Origin of the sequence: Streptomyces sp. NPDC102270, from assembly GCF_044766405.1 — a bacterium.
In the GTDB taxonomy this organism is placed as follows: domain Bacteria; phylum Actinomycetota; class Actinomycetes; order Streptomycetales; family Streptomycetaceae; genus Streptomyces.
Map to the genome: position 1 here is coordinate 13,376 of NZ_JBIWLX010000036.1, position 15,836 is coordinate 29,211.

Annotated in this window: 16 protein-coding genes; 9 read left to right on the forward strand and 7 right to left on the reverse strand. The window is 69.9% G+C overall.

The window, feature by feature from the left end:
* The first annotated feature begins 56 nt into the window (after window positions 1-56).
* From ACIRP7_RS43025 to ACIRP7_RS43045, 5 genes are all read left to right on the forward strand, one after another.
* Window positions 57-935 (forward strand): winged helix-turn-helix domain-containing protein, encoded by an 879-nt coding sequence (locus tag ACIRP7_RS43025; RefSeq protein WP_403671774.1) that lies wholly within the window; start codon window positions 57-59, stop codon window positions 933-935.
* Window positions 884-1,669 carry an HAD family hydrolase gene (locus tag ACIRP7_RS43030; RefSeq protein WP_403671678.1) on the forward strand — a complete coding sequence of 262 codons (786 nt, stop codon included), beginning with the start codon at window positions 884-886 and terminating at the stop codon, window positions 1,667-1,669. The genes ACIRP7_RS43025 and ACIRP7_RS43030 overlap by 52 nt, the downstream gene beginning before the upstream one ends.
* Window positions 1,670-1,997: 328 nt before the next feature.
* A complete protein-coding gene (locus ACIRP7_RS43035) occupies window positions 1,998-3,854 on the forward strand; it encodes a phosphotransferase family protein (protein WP_403671681.1) in 1,857 nt (618 codons plus the stop codon).
* A 29-nt stretch (window positions 3,855-3,883) separates the two neighbouring features.
* Window positions 3,884-4,492, forward strand: a complete 609-nt coding sequence (locus ACIRP7_RS43040) for a TetR family transcriptional regulator (RefSeq protein ID WP_403671684.1) — start codon at window positions 3,884-3,886, stop codon at window positions 4,490-4,492.
* 56 nt (window positions 4,493-4,548) lie between these two features.
* Complete coding sequence (locus tag ACIRP7_RS43045) at window positions 4,549-6,591, forward strand: HelD family protein (RefSeq protein ID WP_403671687.1); 2,043 nt, start codon at window positions 4,549-4,551, stop codon at window positions 6,589-6,591.
* A gap of 283 nt (window positions 6,592-6,874) precedes the next feature.
* Here the strand turns inward: ACIRP7_RS43045 and ACIRP7_RS43050 are convergent, their stop codons facing one another.
* The gene (locus ACIRP7_RS43050) at window positions 6,875-7,720 is read right to left on the reverse strand and encodes a nitroreductase/quinone reductase family protein (protein ID WP_403671690.1); all 846 of its coding nucleotides are present in this window, start codon (window positions 7,718-7,720) and stop codon (window positions 6,875-6,877) included.
* Window positions 7,721-7,877: 157 nt separating this feature from the next.
* On the opposite strand from ACIRP7_RS43050, the gene ACIRP7_RS43055 reads away from it, so the two are divergent.
* From ACIRP7_RS43055 to ACIRP7_RS43065, 3 genes are read left to right on the forward strand one after another with little or no spacing between them, the layout of a single operon-like run.
* Window positions 7,878-8,501, forward strand: coding sequence for an RraA family protein (locus ACIRP7_RS43055; protein WP_403671693.1), 624 nt, complete (start codon window positions 7,878-7,880; stop codon window positions 8,499-8,501).
* Window positions 8,498-9,028: an HAD domain-containing protein gene (locus ACIRP7_RS43060; protein ID WP_403671696.1), complete on the forward strand. Its 531-nt coding sequence runs from the start codon at window positions 8,498-8,500 to the stop codon at window positions 9,026-9,028. Before ACIRP7_RS43055 ends, ACIRP7_RS43060 begins: the two co-directional genes overlap by 4 nt.
* Before the next feature lie 51 nt (window positions 9,029-9,079).
* Window positions 9,080-9,805, forward strand: coding sequence for a class I SAM-dependent methyltransferase (locus ACIRP7_RS43065; RefSeq protein ID WP_403671699.1), 726 nt, complete (start codon window positions 9,080-9,082; stop codon window positions 9,803-9,805).
* 13 nt (window positions 9,806-9,818) lie between these two features.
* Here ACIRP7_RS43065 and ACIRP7_RS43070 read toward each other — a convergent pair whose 3' ends face one another.
* From ACIRP7_RS43070 to ACIRP7_RS43095, 6 genes are all read right to left on the reverse strand, one after another.
* Complete coding sequence (locus tag ACIRP7_RS43070) at window positions 9,819-11,573, reverse strand: ankyrin repeat domain-containing protein (protein ID WP_403671702.1); 1,755 nt, start codon at window positions 11,571-11,573, stop codon at window positions 9,819-9,821.
* A gap of 65 nt (window positions 11,574-11,638) precedes the next feature.
* Entirely contained in the window at window positions 11,639-12,379 is a 741-nt protein-coding gene (locus ACIRP7_RS43075) for a VOC family protein (protein ID WP_403671705.1), read from the reverse strand.
* Window positions 12,380-12,466: 87 nt separating this feature from the next.
* On the reverse strand, window positions 12,467-13,141 hold the full coding sequence (locus ACIRP7_RS43080; protein WP_403671707.1) for a dihydrofolate reductase family protein: 675 nt from the start codon (window positions 13,139-13,141) through the stop codon (window positions 12,467-12,469).
* A complete protein-coding gene (locus ACIRP7_RS43085; protein WP_403671710.1) occupies window positions 13,141-13,653 on the reverse strand; it encodes an SRPBCC family protein in 513 nt (170 codons plus the stop codon). Before ACIRP7_RS43085 ends, ACIRP7_RS43080 begins: the two co-directional genes overlap by 1 nt.
* Window positions 13,637-13,999: an ArsR/SmtB family transcription factor gene (locus ACIRP7_RS43090; RefSeq protein WP_403671713.1), complete on the reverse strand. Its 363-nt coding sequence runs from the start codon at window positions 13,997-13,999 to the stop codon at window positions 13,637-13,639. Before ACIRP7_RS43090 ends, ACIRP7_RS43085 begins: the two co-directional genes overlap by 17 nt.
* A 15-nt stretch (window positions 14,000-14,014) precedes the next feature.
* Window positions 14,015-14,554 carry an NUDIX domain-containing protein gene (locus tag ACIRP7_RS43095; protein WP_403671716.1) on the reverse strand — a complete coding sequence of 180 codons (540 nt, stop codon included), beginning with the start codon at window positions 14,552-14,554 and terminating at the stop codon, window positions 14,015-14,017.
* Window positions 14,555-14,726: 172 nt separating this feature from the next.
* On the opposite strand from ACIRP7_RS43095, the gene ACIRP7_RS43100 reads away from it, so the two are divergent.
* Window positions 14,727-15,767, forward strand: coding sequence for a hypothetical protein (locus ACIRP7_RS43100; RefSeq protein ID WP_403671719.1), 1,041 nt, complete (start codon window positions 14,727-14,729; stop codon window positions 15,765-15,767).
* The last annotated feature ends 69 nt before the right edge of the window (window positions 15,768-15,836 follow it).

The following is a 15,836-nucleotide window of genomic DNA, read 5'->3' on the forward strand; positions in this document are numbered from 1 at the left end:
GTGGTTGATAAACAACTTCGGAACAACTCCCCCTAGATGGATTGGAGTTGTACCGTTTGGTCGTGACCCAGGAGAACGTGGCAGTGAACGGCAGCAGAAGGCTCTCGCCCCAGGAAATCGCCGACACCCTGCGGGAACGCATCCGCACGGGTGACCTCAAGGCCGGTGACCGTCTCCCCACCCAGGCCGAACTCGCGGAGGAGTTCGGGGTGGAACGGGGCGCGGTCCGCCAGGCGCTGCGCGCGCTGCAGGAGGACGGGCTGCTCAGCAATGTGAGCAAGGGGAGCCCGCCGCGAATCGCGGAGGTGCCGGTCACCCAGGGCGGTCCGCAGCCGACGATGGTGGCCCTGGCGCCCCGCCTGGCCGACGCGTTCGCCGGCCCGCACGTCCGCATCGACGCGGCCTGCCTCACGGCGGAGACGCTGATGGTGGCCCTGAGCGAACCGGTCCGCCTCATTCACGAAGGCCGGATCCACCCCGAGTCCATCGACGTCCGCATCCTGCTGCCCTCCCGCGACATCAATCTGGCCTTCCCGGTCCCGGTCGAGGCCCCCGACGACGACAACCCGGTCCACCAGCGCTGGCTGGAGATGCGCAACGCCCAGGGTCACGTCCTGCGCCACAACCTGCGCTCCCTGCGCTCCTCCCACGGGATCGACGTCAAGGTCAGGTTCCGAGCGTTGCCGTTCACGCCGCCGGTGAAGCTGTACCTGCTCAACGGCGTGGAGGCGTTGATCGCGTACTACATGGTCGCGCGCCGGGAGGAACTCTCCGACAACGGAATGCTCGACATGTACGACGTCCTCGGCACCGAGTCGCTCCTCTTCTCCTTCGTGAAGGGCGCGGGAGAACGTGACGCGGCGTTCGTCGATCAATCGCAGAAGTGGTTCAACGCCCTCTGGGAAACCATCACGACGGACCTGACACTCTCCTAGTGACTCCTGAGACGACGCACACTGAACCGGTGACAGCAGAGACAGCACGACTCGCATCACTGGTCGCCTCCGCTCGGTATGTGCTCTGGGACATGGACGGGCCGATCTGCCGCTTGTTCGCGGGGTATCCGGCGCACGAGATAGCCGGTGAACTGGTCAAGAAGATCGACCAGTTGGGCATGGGTGGCCTGCTGACCGAGCAGGAACGATCCAGCAACGACCCCCAGGATGCTCTTCGTCGTGTTCATGAACGACGCCCGGGAAGTGACCTGGTGCTCGAGTTGGAGGAGTGGCTGACTCGGCGTGAACTGACGGCTGTCGGCACGGCGATGCCCACGCCGTACGCGGATCCGCTGATCAGGACGTGGTCGTCGTACGGCGTCCGGTTCGCGATCACCACCAACAACGCGGCAGTCGCGGCAGTGACGTACGTCGAGAGCCGTCAGCTGACGGACTGCTTTCCTCACGTCTACGGCCGCACGCCGAACCTCGACCTGATGAAGCCGAACCCGTACTGCCTGGACCAGGCCATCAAGGCCATGGGAGCCGTGCCCTCGGCCACCCTGATGATCGGTGACACTCCGACAGACCTCGAGGCGGCGCGGCTGGCCGGGGTCTCGTTCCTGGGCTACGCGCGTCGCTCGGACAAGGAGCAGGAACTGAGGGATGCGGGCGCCGACGTCGTCGTGAGCTCGATGGAGCAGGTGCTGAACGCCCTGCCCGCCGCATTGTGAGCGGTCGGCAGAGACGGTTCGCCCCGGCGTGATGGCTACCGGCGACGTAACGAGGTGCGCACGGGGGCGTTAAAAATTCCGGCACGTCCAGACATCTGCGACAGGTCTCACTCCAAAGGGCGCATCGTGGCCATGTGGAGGGGCGCGTGCCGCTATCGTGTGCATCAATTTCCTTGGATGCGCATCGCTTTCGATGTTTAGAACTAGCGTTTCGGGAGCATGAGTGGCGATCGGGGCTTGGCCTGACCGCGGGGGCGAAGTCCGGGATGCCGTTCTTTCGGCGTTTCGTCGGCATGGATACATCCGTGAGGTCTCCCCAGGAGTGCGGGTGGCGTCCCCCGGGGCAGGGGTCGACGCACTGGCCAAGGTCTGTCCGGCCGACAAGCCCGTCGACGCTCTGACCGTCGGGGTACTGACCCGGTTCCTCGCGCAGTTGATGCTTGTGCGCAAAGAGGCGCTGCCCGCGCTGCCGGCCGAGTGGTCGCGCAATGAGAGGGACAGCCGGGCCTATCTCGACACCCTCGTGCGCCATGCGAATCGGCGGATGCTCGACCCCGACTGGGCGGAGATCGGGGGGCTGTTCGCCGTTCTCGGGGTGCCCGGTGACGCGCCGGCCCGGTTCGGCGAGCGGGTTCCCGCCATGTCCCGCCGTCCCTACGGCCTCCTCCTCACCAACCTGGCCCGGGACAACGTGTTTCTCCTGGAGGGCCCCAAGCTCTCGGTCGCCCGGCTCGACTGGTCCTCGGCGTCGTACGGAGACCCGTTGCACGGTCTCGCCAGCCACGTGGTGCGAATGCGCTACCCCGAGGACCAGGTGGAAGAGGTCCTCCAGGCGTGGGCAGCCGAGATGCGGCGCACCCGGCCCCTGGCCGTCACCGGTCTCGGCCGGGACTTTCCGTACTACGTCGACTTCGAGCGCATCCATGCCGCGTACGACGAGGTGATCCGCGCGGCGAAGTCTCTCGATGACTCGGTCGAGGATCGTCGGCTGCTGACGGCGGCCGGGGAGATCGGTACGGCTCTGGACCGCGCCGCCGGCCTGCTCGGCATGTCCGAGGTGCCGCCCGAGAAGGAGATCGCGGACGCCCTGTTCCGCTGGCAGGCCGCGCGTCTCGCGCGCAAGGCCGAGAGGGTGCCGGACCCGTTGTTCCGGTGGCGGCGCGACGATCGTGTCCCCGAGCGGGACGACTTTCCACCGGAGCTGGTGCGCAGTGCCTTGGCGGTGGAGGGGGTCGCGCCGGCCGACCAGGTCTTTCGCGGGACGGCGCATCTCAACACCGTCGTTCGTCTCGAGAACCATCCCGACCCCGTGGTGGTCCGTCGGGAAACCGCGGCGGCCCCTCGCCGTGAGCAGGGTTTCCTCCCCGAACACGCCGTCCTGCAGGTGATCGAGCGGTCCGGGGTGCAGGTCCGGGCGCCGCGAATCCTGGCGCTGGGCCACGACGATCGCGGGCGCCACTTCGCGATCCACACGTTCGAGGGCCCAGGAGGCCGGGCTCCTCAGCACCCGGTGGACGGCTTGTTGCCCGCCGAGGCGGACGAACTCGTCGACGAACTCGCGGCGCTCGCGCGAGTGGATCACTCGTCCCTGCCGTCCGACGAGCCGAAGGGCGGCTTCTACGGCTGGCTGGCCGAACGGCTTGCCGCCTTCGTCGACCAGCTTCCTCCCGAGACCCTGGGGGCCGCCGACCGACGAGGACTGCCGGACGGCCAGGTGCTCCGGTGGATCCTCGGCCGCTACGAGGTGACCGAGCGCACCCCCGTTCTGCTGCACGGCGACCTCAACCCCTGGAATCTGGTGCGTGCCGGGCGCCGGGGAGGGCTGACGATCATCGACTGGGAGATGGGGATGATCGGCGATCCCCTCTACGACCTCGTACGCCATCTGCACCTGACGCCGACTCGGACGGAGATGCGCATGCGTATGTTCGACCGCTGGAGCAGGAAGCTTCCTTCCGAGTGTGTCGTCGGGTGGGAGCGGGACTGGAGCGTCTACCGCTGGATCGAGCAGATCCGCTCGGCCTACGTCGATCTGGACCGGATGACGACGGGGGCCGCACTGAGCACGCCGAACGTACGGCGGGCCGTCGACGCGTACGAGATGACCCTGTCCGCCGCCACCGGCTCTCTGGGGCTGCGCAGGCGTGTCGTGCCGAAGCTGCCCGCCCCGCTCAAGGCGTCCTGACTCCCGACCCGGTGCGTAGGCTCACCCCCATGACCGACCCCGGCCTGCGTGAGCGCAAGAAGCAGCGGACGTACGAGAACGTGTCCGAGATCGCCATCCGGCTCTTTCTGGAGAAGGGCTTCGACGCCGTCTCCGTCGCCGAGATCGCCGCCGCCGCCGAGATCTCCAAGCCCACCCTCTTCAGGTACTTCCCGGCCAAGGAGGACCTGGTCCTGCACCGGATCGCCGATCACGAGGACGAGGCCGCGCGGGTCGTGGCCGAATCCGAGGAGCGGCCCCTTGCCGCGCTCCGGCGGCATTTCCTCGACGGGCTCGATCGGGACGATCCCGTCACCGGGCTCAATGATCACCCCGCTGTTCTCGCCTTTCACGCGCTGCTCTACGGCACCCCCGCCCTCGTCGCCCGGGCCCACGGGCACCTGGAACGGCAGGAGGCCGCGCTCGCCGAGGTGCTCGGGGGTGATCTCGACGCGCGACTGGCCGCCGGGCAGATCATCGCCGTGCGGCGGATCCTCGCGATGGAGAACTGGCGGCGGATCGCCGAGGGGGAGACGGTCGAGGACGTGCGGGGAGATGCCGTGGCCGCGGCGCAGCGGGCGTTCGGGCTGCTGGCGGACGGGTTGCCGTGGCTCACTTGAGTGAGAGTGAGTAAAAGATTTAACCCGGTCTCATTTTCTCGCGTACGCTCGTCCCCATGACGTCAGCCGATCCCGCTTCCCGGAACGCCCTGAAAGAGGCCCTCCACCGCGAGCGCTCCCACCACGACCGGTGCCGTACCGCCCTTGCCGCCATGGTCGACGGGGCACAGGAGCAGGTCGTCGTCGGTGAGAACGTCTCCGCCTCCGGGGCCGATGCCGAGGTACTCGGGTACCAGCTGCGCAGCCAGGCCAAGGAGATGCGGGAGCTGCCCGAAGGGCCCCTGTTCTTCGGCCGGTTGGAGTTCGACCGCGGCGACCATGCCGGGCAGGCGTATCACCTGGGCCGGCTGCGGATCACCGAGCATCCCGCCGCCCCGCCCCTCGTCGTCGACTGGCGTGCGCCCGTCTCCCGCGCCTTCTACCAGGCGAGCGCCCGCGATCCGCAAGGGGTCGCCGTGCGGAGGCGGTTCGGGTGGGCGCCGGGGAGCAAGGGGGACTCCGCCGACCTCACCGGGCTCGAGGACGAGCACCTGGGCAAAGGCGAGTCGGGGCCCAGTGCCATCGTCACCCAGGAGATCGAACGGCCCCGCGTCGGACCCATGCGGGACATCGCCGCGACCATCCAGCCCGACCAGGACGATCTCGTACGGAGCGACCTCGCCGTTTCCGTGTGCGTGCAGGGCGCTCCCGGGACCGGCAAGACCGCTGTCGGGCTGCACCGGGCCGCCTACCTCCTCTACACCCACCCGCAGCGCATGCGACGCGGCGGGCTCCTCGTCCTCGGGCCCAACCGGACCTTCCTCTCCTACATCTCCCAGGTGCTGCCCGCGCTCGGCGAGAGCGGCGTACGGCAGTCCACGCTCCAGGACGAGATCGCCCGCCACCCGGTCACCGGCACCGACGCCCACCCCACCGCCGTTCTCAAGCACGATCCCCGTATGGCGGAGGTACTGCGCCGGGCGCTCTACGCGCGGGTGTCGAGCGAGGGCGTCAACTCCCTGGAGATCCCGGACGGTTCGTACCGGTGGCGGGTCCGGGCCGGTGAACTCGCGCGGATCGTGGTGGACGTACGACAGGAGGAACCGCCGTACGGCGTCGGGCGGGAGCGGGTGCGGGGGCGGGTGGTGCGCAGTGTGCAGTTGCAGGCGGAGCGGCGGGCGGGGCCGCAGAACGGCGCCTGGGTGCAGCGGGTTTCGCGGTCCCGGGTGATGGGGGCGTTCCTCGACACCGTGTGGCCCAGGGTGCGACCCGAGGAGCTCCTGGCCGGACTGCTCGGTGACCGGGAGGAGTTGGCGGTCGCCGCCGACGGGATCCTCGACGCCGAGGAGCAGAAGAACCTGCTGTGGGCCAAGCCGCCGAGGTCGTGGAAGTCGGCGCGTTGGTCGGCGGCCGATCTGGTGCTGCTCGACGAGGTCGCGGGGCTGGTGGAGCATCCCGAAGGGTACGGCCATCTCGTCGTCGACGAGGCGCAGGACCTGTCGCCGATGGAATGCCGGGCGATCGCCCGCCGGGCCCGTTTCGGGTCGGTCACCGTGCTCGGGGACCTGGCGCAGGGGACCACGCCCTGGGCGGCCCGCTCGTGGCGCACCGTCCTGCGGCACCTCGGCAAGCCGGACGCGGCCGTCGTACCGCTGACCATCGGGTTCCGGGTGCCGCAGGCCGTCGTCGGGTTCGCCAACCGGCTCCTGGCCCAACTGGATGTGGAGGTGCCGGAGGGGCGGTCGCTGCGCGGGGACGGGGAGCTGACGATGCGGCCCACCTCCCTGGACGCCTTGTCGGACACGGTCGTGGACGCCGTACGGGACTCGCTCGCGCACGAGGGGTCCGTGGGGGTCGTCGCGGCCGACGCCGACGTGGCACGCGTACGGCAGGCTCTCGACGCGGCCGGGATCGCCGCCGCCGGGCCGGACGAGCTGGGGGCCCGGGTGACCGTCGTGCCGGCCGGTGTGGTCAAGGGACTCGAGTACGACCATGTCGTGGCCGTCGAGCCGGCCACGATCGCGGAGGCGGAGGAACGGGGACTGCACCGGCTGTACGTCGTGCTGACCCGGGCGGTGTCACGGCTGGTGGTGGTTCATGGGCGACCGCTGCCGTTCTAGCGTGGCGGTGGACGCCTGTGTGGGGGAGGTCAGGGGACGTCAGGGAGCTGCCGTTCGTGGGGTCCGGTGGTGGCGGCCGCGATGCGGGCAGGTCCGGTGGGGTGACTGCCGTCCCGGGGGCCTGGGGTGGAGGCCACCCCAGGCGGGGCAGGTCCGGCGGGGCGGCCGCTGTCCGTGGGCGGCGAGGTGGCGGCCGCCCGCGAGTATCCTCCGCGGATATCCCAAAGTGGCGGCCGTCGCGCTAGCAAGGTTCGTGCGGGGTGGCCGCCGGCTCGCCGGTAGGTCAGGTGCGGTCGAGGAGGGGGATCAACTGCTCCTCCTCGTACGTCAGATGAGCCTCCAGCTCGGTCGTCAGGCGGTCGACCTCCGTGCGGACGGAGTCGAGGTCCGTGCCGCCGCTGAGGGTCTGCCTCAACTCCTCCACCAGCGTGGCGATGTGCTCGTGCTCGGCACGCAGGCGGTCGAGGGCCGGGCCCGCCTCCGGGTGGCGGTCGGCCAGGAACGGGAACATCGCCACGTCCTCGCCGGTGTGGTGGTTGTGCAGGCCTTGGCAGAACGTCAGGCAGTTGACGCGGAGTTGGGCGCCGAGGGTGCTGGTCGAGGCGGACAACTCCATTCGGACAAGGGCGAGTTCGCGGCGGAAGGCATCGTGGACGAGCCTGATCGCCTCGCCCGGGGAGGAGGCGTTGATGTTCGGCGGGCCCGGCCGGGCGATCTCGTGCAGTGCGACCACGGGGAGGACCCGGTCGGTCTTCTCCTGGTACACCGCCCAGCCGCGGTCCGACTCCACCGCTCGCGCGAAGGCTCGGTCCCGTTCCTCGCCCGCCAGGACCACCGCCTTCGCCTCGTACGTGAACACACCGCTCTCCACCGTGACGTGAGGGTGCGCGACAAGATTGCGGTACCAGTCGGGGTGGCGGGGCGAGCCGCCCGCCGAGGCGATCACGAGGATGCGGTCACCGCCGTCGGGGAGGTAGCCGACGGGGGTGGTGTGCGAGGTGCCGGTGCGGGCGCCGGTGGTGGTGAGGAGGATCAGGCGGCCGCCCTCGAAGGGGCCGCCGACCCGGCCGTGGTTCGCGCGGAACTCGTCGATGATCCGCTGGTTGAAGTCCTGGATGGGGTTGGTCACTCTCTCTGCTTTCTCTGGTCTCCGGTCATTTCCTGGACGACTCAGAGAAAGCGGAGGGCTTCTCGCCCTCCCCGGCCTCACTCAGAGGCCGGGCACCCAACTCGCTCACGGCACAAGGCCGACCCGGCAGTCATACACGCACGGTAACGTCCGCAACATGATCGAGACCACCGAGTTTGCGGACATTCCCACGACCACCGCGGCCGATCTGCTCGATCGCGACCAGGTCATGGACATCGGGGTCCGGCCGCTGTGGGGGCCGGTGCCGAGGGTCGCGGGGCCCGCGTTCACCGTACGGTGCCCTCCCGGCGACAACCTCATGCTGCACGCGGCGATCTACCGGGCGCCGGCCGGCTCAGTGGTCGTGGTCGAGTCGGGGGACCTCGACCACGCCATGGCCGGCGGGAACGTGTGCGCGGTCGCGCAGCGGCGGGGGATCGCCGGGTTTGTTCTCGACGGGCTGATCCGCGACTTCGCCGAGGTGCGGGAGGCCCGTTTCCCCGTCTTCGCGCGGGGCGTCATCCCGATTCCGGGCGCGAAGAAGGCCGTGACGCCGCTGGGTGAGGGCGTGCGGTGCGGCGGGGTGCGGGTCGAGGCCGGGGACGTGGTGGTCGCCGACGAGGAGGGGATCGTGGCGGTCCCCGCCGCGCGGCGGGCCGACATCCTCGCCGCCGCCCACGCCGAGCTGGCCAGGGAGGCGGCCGAGACGCTCGACGACTGGGAGGCGGCGCACCGGGCTCGTGTCGACGAGATCCTCGCGGAGGGCGGATTCGAGGGGTGAGGGCGCTTCTCTTCCTGGACGTCGACGGGACGTTGCTGCCGTTCGGGGCGGCGGGGGCGTATCCGCTGTACGAGCCGGCCTTCCGGCTGCCGGATGCCGTCACCGGCCGCCCGCATGCCGACACCGACACCGACGGTGGTCATCCGCTGCTCACCCGCGTGAATCCCGCGCTCGGTGCGCGGCTGACGTCGTTGCGCTGTGCGCTGGTGTGGGCCACGACCTGGGGCGACGATGCCAACACTGTTCTGGCGCCCTGGCTCGGGCTGCCGCGGCTGCCGCTCGTGGACTGGCCGGACTCGGACGATGAGGACGGGACCGGCCTGCACTGGAAGACTCGCCCGCTCGTCTCCTGGGCGGCCGGACGACCGTTCGTGTGGGTCGACGACGAGATCACGGATGCCGACCGGGCCTGGGTGGCGGCCCAGCATCCCGGACGGGCTCTCCTGCACCGAGTGGAGCCCCAAGTAGGGCTCACCGATGGGGACTTCACGGTTCTGGAGGAGTGGCTGGCGGGCGAGGTGCGGTGACCGGGCGATATCGGGTGGCCGGCCCAGGCCCCTCCCCCTACGGTCGAGCGCATGGCTGACGAAGGCTTCACCCATCCCCGACTCGCCGCGATCTACGACGCGCTCGACGGCGAGCGCGGCGACCTCGACGCCTACGTCCGCTTGGTGGAGGAGTTCGGGGCGCGGCAGGTGCTGGATCTTGGCTGTGGGACAGGGGTGTTCGCGTTGCTGCTGGCCGGGCGGGGCGTCGAGGTCGTCGGTGTCGATCCCGCCCTGGCCTCGCTCGACGTGGCCCGCGGGAAGCCGGGGAGCGAGCGGGTGCGCTGGATCCACGGGGACGCCTCCCGACTGCCGCCCCTGCGCGTCGACCTGGTGACCATGACGGCCAACGTCGCCCAGCAGATCGTAGGAGCGGACACCTGGCGGGAGACCCTGCGGGGCGCGTACGCGGTGCTACGGCCCGGTGGTCGGCTGGTGTTCGAGACGCGGGATCCCGCGCGGCGGGCCTGGGAGGAGTGGAACCGGCAGGAGTCGTACGCCGTGACCGACGTGCCCGGGGCCGGGGCGGTGGAGAGCTGGGTCGAAGTCAGCGCAGTGGAGGGGCAGTTGGTGACGTTCCGGTGGACCTATGTGTTCGCCTCGGACGGGCGGGTGCTGACCTCGGACTCGACGTTGCGCTTCCGGGAGCGGGCGGAGGTCGAGGCGGAACTGGACGCGCAGGGGTTCGTGGTGGACGACGTACGGGACGCGCCGGACCGGCCGGGCAAGGAACTGGTCTTCGTGGCCCGGCGCCCCTAGGGGTGTCCCCCGGTCAGCGCTGAAGTCGCGTCGGCAGGGGCACCCAGCGGCGCGGGGCCCGGGGGTCGACCGCGTCCCGCCCGTCAGCTATCCGCAGACCGGCCGCGGCGCAGCAGTAGGCGAGGATGTCGGCGCCGTAGGGGAACGCGTGCTTGCCCTGCCAGAAACGGAAGGTCCAGTAGGCGGCCGGGTCGGAGGCGTGCGGCCCGAGGCCGATCTCGTCGTACGCGACGATCTCGCCGTCGCGTGCCAGGGTGCCGAATCTGCCGCCCTTGGGGTTGAAGTAGACCCCGTAGGCGGTGGTGCCCGCCGATATCGCCCGCAGTACGGCGTCGTCGCTCGGCATGAACCCGCTCTGTGTGATCACACAGCCGCCGGGGGTGCCGTCGACGCCCGTGATGCCCACGTGGCGCAGGGACTCGTCGTAGTCGCCCGGCTCGAAAAGCGCGTGGTCGGGATCGGACCTCGGGCACTTCGCGGGATCGGCACCGAGCCGTCGTATCAGCTCGTCCTCGTCGAGGCCCTGGACGAAGCAGATGCCGAGCCCCTCGGTCCATATCTCCCGCGTGCCGAAGGCCGCGATGAGCGCGTCGGCCGCCTGCTGGGCGGCGACCTCCTCGGACGGCAACTCCACCGCACCCGGCAGGCGTTGGGCCAGCGGGGCAAGGGGAGTGGTCAGCAGCAGCCGACCCGGTGACCAGGGCTCTGCCTGCGGTGTCCACACGTCCGCCCCGGCGTCGATCAGCGCCCGCACCGTGGCCTCGTCCATGCTGTGGACGGCGTACCAGAGCGGGGTGTGCTCTTCCTCGTCGCGTACGTCGACGTCCGCGACGTGGGGCAGGAGTGCGGCCACCGCTTCCGCCGAGCCCTGTTCCGCAGTGAGGTGCAGCGGGGTGGCGCCATGCCATCCGACGCGGGCGTCGGGCGGGGCGCCCGCCTCCAGCCGGGCCCTGACCAGGGCCGCGTTGCCCCAGTCGGCGTAGCCCATGCGCTGCCAGTCGGGCTGCGGTACATAGCGCTGCCGGGCCTCCTCCTCACGCCGAAGGGCCTCACGCTGACGTCGGTTGAGGGGTGGTGCCAGAAGTGCCGGCGGTCCGCTGACCTCGAAGGCCGCGATCGAACCCGTGGCCGCCTCCTGCTCCGGCGGTTCGAGTCCTGGCCAGACCTCGAACGCGCGGCGCGAGGCGGCACGGAGCGCGTCCGCGTCCACGGCGGTTCGTGTCTCGGGCACGCCCTCGTCGGGCCACTCGACGACCAACTGCGCCTGACCGGGCGGGGGAAGCTGCGGCAGATACAGGTCGACGTCCGTCTTGAACAGGGATCTGCGGGAGTGGTGCAGGCCCGGATCCAGCGGGATCAGTCCGACCGCCTGCTCGGTCGCCGCCTCCAGCGCCTCACCCTGCGGCCCGGTGTACGGGATCCTCAGCGTCACCGTGCCGTCGAGCGAGGTCACCCGGCGGCCGTCGGAGAACAGCAGCCCCACCCGTAGGCCGGACTGCCGCCGCTGGTCCCCGCTCTGTCTGCGGACCTTGCGGAACACCGACAGATGCAAGGTGAGAGACCCCGGCCACACGGACCAGCCCGTCACCACGACCCGCGTCTCGGGCCCCACACCGACCACTTCCAACTGCGGCGACAGCGCGGGCGCGAACTGGTCGACGGGCGGCGCATACCGTCCCTCGTCCTCTCGCGGCGGCCATAACCGCACCAGCACGGCCTGTTCGACGGCCGGTTCCTCAGCAAGTACCAGATCGTCAAAGAACCCCATGCGCCGAGCGTCGCACACGGCACTGACAATGCCCGGTGCCGCAGGGAGCTCGTGCAGGCCGGGCGTCAGGACGGAGCGAGAACGCAGAACTCGTGGCCCTCCGGGTCGCACAGGCAGGTCCACGGGACCTCGCCCTGGCCGAGGTCGAGCTCGGTGGCGCCGAGGGCACGCAGCCGGGTCACCTCCGCGGCCTGGTCGTCACCGGGGTACGGCAGCAGGTCGAGATGGACGCGGTCCGGCACGGTCTTCACGTCAGGGGTGCGGAGGAACTCCAGATACGGGCCGGTCCCCGCGGCGGAACGCAGCGTCGCCTGATCGTCGGTGACCTCGTGCGGGGTCCAGTCCATCGCCTCGCCCCAGAACCGGGCCATGGCCCGCGGATCCAGGCAATCCACGACCACGGCGGCGATCGGCCCGGTGTCCTGGTAGACCTCCCGGGGCTCCAGCACGCAGAACTCGTTGCCCTCGGGGTCAGCGAGGACCGTCCATGGCACGTCGCCCTGACCCACGTCGACGGGCGTCGCGCCGCGAGTCTTCAGACGCGCGACCAACTCCGCCTGATGGGCGGCGGAGGTGGTGGCGAGATCGAGGTGCAGGCGGTTCTTCGTCGCCGTCTTGGATTCCGGGACGGGAACGACATCGATACCGAAGGCGACCGGGTCCGGCCACACGAGGCCACCCGCGGGGCCGACGTACGTGGTCACGCCGGGACTGCAGGCACTCCACCCGAGCGCCTGCGCCCAGAACCGACCCACCGCCGACGCGTCCACGGCCTTGATGTTCACCTGCACAAGTCGCAGCGCCATGCCGACGATCCTATGCAGTCGCCTCTTGTCGGGTTTGTCGGTGAGGTCAGCTGCCCGTCGTCGTCCGCGCGGCTGTGGGAACGCCGGCTACCGCTTCCCGACCGTGTAGGTCAGGTGGGTCACCCGGGACGACGGGGCCGTGCGGGTCTGGTCCAGTGTGAGGCGGTCGGGGTCCACGTGGTCGAACAGGCGGATGCCGGTGCCGAACAGCACCGGTGCGAGGGTGATCGAGAACTCGTCGATCAGGCCGCCGTCGAGGTACTGCTGGATCGTCTCGGCGCCGCCCGCGATACGCACATCACGGTCGCCGGCGGCCTCGCGGGCCCGGAGCAGCGCACTGTCGATGCCGTCGCCGACGAAGTGGAAGGTGGTGCCGCCCGGCCGCTCCCACGGGTCACGCCCGGTGTGGGTGACGACGAACACCGGGGTGTGGAACGGCGCCTCCTCCGGCCAGGCCGGCTCGCCGAGGTCGAACATCCGCCTGCCCATGACGCTCGCGCCGGTGCGTTCGTACGTCGCCCGGGCGATGTCGTTGTCGATGCCCTCCTCGCCGCCCTCGCCGAGCTTCAGGTTCTCCCGGAACCACCGCTGCGGGAACGCCCAGGCCTGCAACTCCGACCACTTCGCATTCCAGCGCCTGACGCCCGGGTCGTCCTGCTTCTCGGGCGAGAAGGCGTCCTCGGGCGACACCGGCTCGGGTGCCATGAACCCGTCGAGCGACATCGTCACGCTGAAGAACACCTTCCCGGCCTTCCCGGCCATCAGCTGTCCCCTCCCTTCGGGGCGGCCCCGAGTTCGGCGACGTAGGCCGCCAGGTTGCTCAGCGTCTGCTCGCCGCCCTCGACCGCGTGGTACTTCTCCACGGCCTCGTCGCGCAGCTCCTTGGTGGGGAACACCGTGCGCATCACGATCCGGGTCTCGTCCCCGGCGGGCTCGAAGGTCAGGACCGACTCGAAGGCGTTCGGGTCGTCGCGGGACTCTCCGTGCAGCAGCGCGATCCGCTCCGACGGGACGATCTCCCGCCAGGTGATCCACTCCTGGTAGTCGGTCCCGTCCGGGCCGTGCATCACGAAGTCCCACGACCCGCCGACACGGAACTCGAAGGACCGTGTCGTGGTGGTGAAGCCCTCCGGCCCCCACCACCGCGACAGGTGCCGCACCCGCGTGAACGCCTCGAACACCAACTCCCGCGGAGCGCCGATCATCCGGAAGATCACGATCTCGCGGTCCGCGGTCGGGTGCGCGGCCTCGCCGCCGCTACTCGTCGTCGCCATCGGGTGGTCCCTCCTGCCGTGTCTGCTTCAGCTCCTGCACGTACTCGTCCAGCCGGTCGAAGCTCCCGCTCCAGAACCGCTCGAAGCCGCCCAGCCACTCGTGGACCGGCCGCAGCCCGTGGGCGTCCAGGCCGTACAGCCGCTGCTTGCCCGCCCCGCGGACCCGCACCAGCCCGACCTCCCGGAGGACCCGCAGGTGCTTGGAGGCCTGCGGCTGGGTCATCCCCAGGTCCCGCGCGAGGTCGTTCACCGGCCGCTCGCCGTGCCGCAGCAGCACCAGGATCTGCCGCCGCTGCGGTTCGGCTATCGCGTTGAACGCGTCCGAGGTCGTCGCCGCTCGTGGCATGACGTCATCATATGCCTATATCGGAATGTGTGGAGTCCCTCCCGCGTGCCGCGCGGTCCGGAACGCGAGATACCGGCCGAAGGCTTCGTGGCTGTCGGGAGTGAAGCGCCACTCCAGCAGGGCCGACCGCAGCTCCGGCTCCGTCAGCCGGCCATGCCAGGCGACCTCATCGGGATCGGCGGCCAAGGTGTCCGGCACCACGGCTTCGTGCACGCCGAGCCAGTGAGGGCTCAAACCGCTGCGGTTGAGGAACGTGAACAGCAGGCGTGGCACCACACGAATGCCCAGCTCCTCGGCCAGTTCCCGCGCGGCGGCCTGTTCGTAGGATTCACCGACACCCACGGCGCCACCGACCACGACCTCGTAGAGCCCGGGAAAGCGAGACAGCCGCTCCGACCGCCGGTGGACGAGGATTCGTCCACGTTCATCACGACACACCGTCACGGCGACCCGATGCAGCCACCCCTCCCGGATAGCCTTCCGGCGGCTGACCGCCACCCCCAGCACACGATCTTGATCGTCGACACGCTCCACCAGTTCATCCACGACGGACACCCTTGTCCTGTCTCAGGTAAGTCCGGGCATGGTGGGTTCCTGGCCTGCAGTGCCCGGACTTGGTTGAGACGTTGGGAGCCGAAGCGTCTCTCTTAAGCCCGGGCAATCGCTTCTCGGGATTGCCCCAGTCCGCCTGCTCACTGCTCGAGGGGCGGCCATAGACTCCCGCGCCATGGAAGAGATCTTCAGACTCGGTGAGATCAGCTGTCCGTCGGGGACCCTGGTCGTGGTTGACGGCGGTCATCTGGGGTTGTGGAGCGGAGAGCGGTCGCCGGCGGAGATCGATCCCGCTCTACTTGGCATTGACGATACGGCGATGGCTTCCGATGTCCTTAACTCGGTCGACTTCGCCGTGGTCGGCCCGGACGCCTCAGCAGCGGTCCGCAGCTTCGATCGGCAGCCAGGCGCGATGCTCCATGACATCCCTGCCTCCCGGGCGGTGGAGATTGGGACGCTGTTCGAAGAGCATTGCCGGGCCTCAGGTCTGGACGCTCGCTTGGAGGCGTTGCCGAGCCGCGAACCTCATGCCCAACGCGTGCGCCGGACTGCCGCTGACGGTGGCGGCAGTTTTCTGATGTTCGGGGTGCCCGTGGTCGCGGTGGGCGGGGTGCCCCGCGACCGGCATCTGCCGGTGCTGGCTTCGCGGGTCGATTTCGGCGACGGTATCGGTCCGCGCTGGTCCGAGATATCGGTGCGGTTGAGTGGTGGCCAGGCGGAGGCATCCGTGCCGCTGGGTGACATTGGCGTCGACTGGGCCCGGGTGCTCTTCGGCGATGCCGATGCCCTGAATACATGGCAGCACAACGATCCTGTGGACGGCTTGGCCGACGTCGCGTTCTGGGGTGCTGCTGCGGACGAAGCCGCCGCGACGTTCGCGGCTTCGGAGCTGGGCGAGCCCGGTGAGGAAGGTGTCCGCGGGTGGACAGGGCTGGCCGTGGCGGATGCTATGGAAAGGGCTCGCGCTGTGATGAGTTGGAAGGAGGAGACAGGACGCCGAATGATGGTGGACTTCCGGCCGCATTCCCATCACTGGCAGGTCATGCGGCAGGTTCGTGTCTCTGAATTCGAGGCCGGGACCGTGGATATCGGTGACGCCCGACTGCTCTGTGCGATGACGACCTGGGGCGACGGCTATTTCCCTGTGTCGGCCGATCTGGATGCATCAGGTGTCGTGGTCGCGGTCCGTGTGAGCTTCTCCGACATGCCCAAGTAGCGCTTTGATCTCCGCCGAGGCCTGGGCTGTGAGGGGGTTGGCTGGCGAGCTCGAGACTGAGCAGAGACA

What these genes read in the sequence shown, in the direction of transcription:
- ACIRP7_RS43040 (WP_403671684.1), top strand. Translation starts at nt 3,884, where the DNA reads ATGACCGACCCCGGCCTGCGTGAGCGCAAGAAGCAGCGGACGTACGAG.
- ACIRP7_RS43045 (WP_403671687.1), top strand. Translation starts at nt 4,549, where the DNA reads ATGACGTCAGCCGATCCCGCTTCCCGGAACGCCCTGAAAGAGGCCCTC.
- ACIRP7_RS43055 (WP_403671693.1), top strand. Translation starts at nt 7,878, where the DNA reads ATGATCGAGACCACCGAGTTTGCGGACATTCCCACGACCACCGCGGCC.
- ACIRP7_RS43065 (WP_403671699.1), top strand. Translation starts at nt 9,080, where the DNA reads ATGGCTGACGAAGGCTTCACCCATCCCCGACTCGCCGCGATCTACGAC.
- ACIRP7_RS43070 (WP_403671702.1), bottom strand. Translation starts at nt 11,573, where the DNA reads ATGGGGTTCTTTGACGATCTGGTACTTGCTGAGGAACCGGCCGTCGAA.
- ACIRP7_RS43075 (WP_403671705.1), bottom strand. Translation starts at nt 12,379, where the DNA reads ATGGCGCTGCGACTTGTGCAGGTGAACATCAAGGCCGTGGACGCGTCG.
- ACIRP7_RS43080 (WP_403671707.1), bottom strand. Translation starts at nt 13,141, where the DNA reads ATGGCCGGGAAGGCCGGGAAGGTGTTCTTCAGCGTGACGATGTCGCTC.
- ACIRP7_RS43085 (WP_403671710.1), bottom strand. Translation starts at nt 13,653, where the DNA reads ATGGCGACGACGAGTAGCGGCGGCGAGGCCGCGCACCCGACCGCGGAC.
- ACIRP7_RS43090 (WP_403671713.1), bottom strand. Translation starts at nt 13,999, where the DNA reads ATGCCACGAGCGGCGACGACCTCGGACGCGTTCAACGCGATAGCCGAA.
- ACIRP7_RS43100 (WP_403671719.1), top strand. Translation starts at nt 14,727, where the DNA reads ATGGAAGAGATCTTCAGACTCGGTGAGATCAGCTGTCCGTCGGGGACC.